The sequence below is a fragment of the Roseicyclus sp. genome, assembly GCF_052168335.1.
In the GTDB taxonomy this organism is placed as follows: Bacteria; Pseudomonadota; Alphaproteobacteria; order Rhodobacterales; family Rhodobacteraceae; genus Roseibacterium.
Genome location: NZ_JBQLZP010000290.1, coordinates 1 through 2,976, shown reverse-complemented (window position 1 = coordinate 2,976; position 2,976 = coordinate 1). Strand labels below are relative to the sequence as shown.

Sequence of the window (2,976 nt, the reverse complement as noted above, 5' to 3'; positions counted from 1 at the left end):
GTCAGGTGGGACATTGCAGTTTCGGTGCACGCTTTTGGGCAGCGGGCGCGCGAATCCGGGCGAAAACCCGCTCCCGGATGCCATGAACCATGGTCTTGGGGCCACTTGATGCAGCGCCGCATGAATCGACCGCGACGTTCAGGCTGCGTCCGAGCGACCGCGCCTCGACGCCACATAGACACCGGAAAGGGACGGGAACGCGATGTTCGCGTTCGGGATCTCGGCCACCGGGCCGAAAAACGGCGTCCGCTCGAGAATCCCGTCGCGCTCGGCCCTGACGTCCGTTGTCAGAAGCTGCACCGGCCTCTTCAGGCCTGGATAACTGCGCAGCCCGGTCGCGGGCTTGGCGCCGAGGTAGCGGCGGTAGAACGCTGCATGTTCGGCGCGCACGGGGGCCAGCACGATGTCGATGTCGTAGAAGATCGTTGCGATGAAGGGAACGCGCAGCGTCAGGAAGTTCAGCTTCACGCGGTGCTTGCGCGCTTCGGGATCGACCGCGAACCGGGTCGGATCGAGAATGGTCTGCCCGCGTTCGATGTAGTCGTGAAGCTCGGGGAACACCTCCAGCGTCGGCGAGACGGGCGACAGCTTCGAGACGAGGTGCAGACGAACCGAGGCGAGCAACTCGCCATCCATCTCGACGCCGATCTGCACGCAATTGTCGGTTTCGTCGAACGGATCGGACATCATGCCGAGCTCGTTCTCGGGGATCGAACCCTCGGCGCGATAGCACTTGTATCGCAGGCGGTAGATCGCCTCGAGATCCTCGCCTTCGGAAACCACCTTGTACCGCGAGCGCTTGAGCGCTTCCATAACCTGCTCGATCATTTTTTTCTCTTCTTGGCCCGGGTGTTACCGTGGTCTACGCGCGACACACGAGGAGGTCGCTGTAGCCGCGGTACACGGGCTCCTGCCTGACGATCTGGAAACCGGCCGCCGTGGCGGCCGATGCGATTTCTGCCTCGGTGTGCGTCCAGTAGACGCCTGATTTCTGCGCCTTCAGGATGGCGTTGTTCTGCTTCGCTATTTCACGACCTTGCCAGATGATGCGCAGCGCGCCAAGAACCCCGTGCTTTTTTTTGAGGTGCGAGAAGATATAGCCACGCCAGTCGGACACGTTCATGTCGCGGCCGAGGTCCACGAGGTAGAGCAGGCCGCCCGGACGAAGGAGCCTGTGCAGGTCGGCGAGGCGCCGCTCCTGCTCGGGCATGGCGTAGAGCGCGTGGACGCAGACCACGAGGTCGGCGGTCCCCGGCTCGTCGACCTCCTCCAGCGCGCGGCTGTCGAAGCTGATGTTCCTGAAGGCGGACAGTTTCTGCTGCGCGCGGCGGATCATGCCCCCGTCGGGCTCCACGAAGCGGATCTCGCTGCCGGGGAAGGTGCGGGCCAGGATCTCGCTGTAGTTTCCCGTGCCGCCACCGATGTCCCAGACCCGGTGCGGCGGCTCGATCGTCGCGAGAAACGCCTCGAAGTCGCGCAGGATCTCCTGATAGGCGGGATTGTGCTCGGACAGCAGATCATAGGCCGTCGCATAGGCGGTCCAGTCGGTGCTGGCCGGCCCGGGGGCCTTCGCGGACTGGTCGACTCGCAGCGCAACAGGCGCCTCGTCACGAGCGCATGAATTCATGGGAGACAGGCTCCAAAGTTAAGCTGGGGTAAAGGCTTGCGCGGATCTTTCGGACTTGCCGACACTATACCACGAAGCGGGCACTACAAAGAATTTTTTCCACAGTCCGGCAGTTTGACGCCGAGTGTTTCCGGGCGGATGAACAATTCCGCCGCAAAAGGGGATGCCGCCCGAACAAAAAACGGGCTGGTGCCGGACCGCGCCGGGCGGCGGATCCCCGCCCCCGGAAACCCGACCCCGGATTAAGGCGCCGAAATGGCGGGTCCGCCGCATTCCGGCGGAAAGTTCTGCAGATGCACCAAAGTGATGCCCCAATCCGGGGCGATACGCAAAGGCGTCGGTGGGGGCCGATGACCCTGGGCGGATGATGAAGGTATTCGTGTTTGACGACGATCCGGCGGTGCTCGATCTCGTCGCGCATTTTCTCGGCATCGCGGTGCATGACAACGTGAACGCCCCTCCCTCGGGCCTCGCCCGGCCGGCGGAGCGCCGCGTGCTCGGCGCGGTGCCCCTGGAGAAGCCGCGATCCGGCATGTGAGACGCCGCGCTCGGCGATGCCGCCGGCGGGACCAGTCTCGCGGCCCCGGCGGAGACGCTCCTGTTGCATGGACACCATCCGATCCCGACGCGGAGGATGGCACGCCGTCAGGTTTTCGTTGACGCCGCGCGATGCGCCGTGCGGAAACCCACCCGAACGAGCACGACGGACCCGAGCAGCGACATGATCGACGACCGGACCGAGTCCGACCGGCCTGCCCGCGGGGCGTTTCCGGAGCTTCAGCCGTCGGACGTGTCCCTGCGCATGGCAGCCGCCGCCCTTCGCAGCAGGCAAGCGCCCGGACGGCCGCGCGACATCGGAAGCATCAGGGCGACCGCGTTGTCGTTCCGCAACATGCACGAGCACGGCGACCTTCTCGTCCGCTACCTCGAGGCGCGCCGCAGCGTCTTCGTCGAGCGCGCGCGGTGGAACGTCTCGGACGTGGACGGCATGGAGTTCGACCAGTACGACACGCCGTTCTGCCGCTGGATCGTCCTGCACGAGTTCGGCCAGGTCATCGGTGGCGTCCGCCTCGTGCCGACCACGGCGAGAAACGGGATCTACAGCTATCTCCTCCGCGACGCGCAGATGGGCGTGCTCGACGGCATCCCGAGCGACGTGCTGTTCTTCAGGGCTCCGGTCGAGCCGAACGTCTGGGAGGCGTCGCGCTTCTTCATCACCGACGCGGTGCCGGCGATGCGGCGCAGCTTCGCCCAGCGGATGCTCCTCGACGCGATGACCGAGGCCGCGCGCAGGAACGGCGCGAGCTACATTCTCGGCGTCGTGCCCGGCATCTGGTCGCGCTGGGCGC

Annotated in this window: 4 protein-coding genes; 2 read left to right on the top strand and 2 right to left on the bottom strand. The window is 65.7% G+C overall.

Annotation, left to right across the window (positions count from 1 at the left end):
* Positions 1–138: 138 nt before the first annotated feature.
* Entirely contained in the window at positions 139–813 is a 675-nt protein-coding gene (locus ACTS11_RS08965; RefSeq protein ID WP_442639982.1) for an N-acyl amino acid synthase FeeM domain-containing protein, read from the bottom strand.
* 49 nt (positions 814–862) lie between these two features.
* Positions 863–1,627 carry a class I SAM-dependent methyltransferase gene (locus tag ACTS11_RS08960; RefSeq protein ID WP_442639981.1) on the bottom strand — a complete coding sequence of 255 codons (765 nt, stop codon included), beginning with the start codon at positions 1,625–1,627 and terminating at the stop codon, positions 863–865.
* A gap of 364 nt (positions 1,628–1,991) precedes the next feature.
* On the opposite strand from ACTS11_RS08960, the gene ACTS11_RS08955 reads away from it, so the two are divergent.
* Together ACTS11_RS08955 and ACTS11_RS08950 are read left to right on the top strand one after the other, a co-directional pair.
* Complete coding sequence (locus tag ACTS11_RS08955; protein WP_442639980.1) at positions 1,992–2,165, top strand: hypothetical protein; 174 nt, start codon at positions 1,992–1,994, stop codon at positions 2,163–2,165.
* A 354-nt stretch (positions 2,166–2,519) separates the two neighbouring features.
* Positions 2,520–2,976: acyl-homoserine-lactone synthase (locus ACTS11_RS08950; protein ID WP_442639979.1), on the top strand; the 457-nt coding region annotated here is incomplete at its 3' end.

What these genes read in the sequence shown, in the direction of transcription:
- ACTS11_RS08965 (WP_442639982.1), bottom strand. Translation starts at nt 813, where the DNA reads ATGGAAGCGCTCAAGCGCTCGCGGTACAAGGTGGTTTCCGAAGGCGAG.
- ACTS11_RS08960 (WP_442639981.1), bottom strand. Translation starts at nt 1,627, where the DNA reads ATGAATTCATGCGCTCGTGACGAGGCGCCTGTTGCGCTGCGAGTCGAC.
- ACTS11_RS08955 (WP_442639980.1), top strand. Translation starts at nt 1,992, where the DNA reads ATGATGAAGGTATTCGTGTTTGACGACGATCCGGCGGTGCTCGATCTC.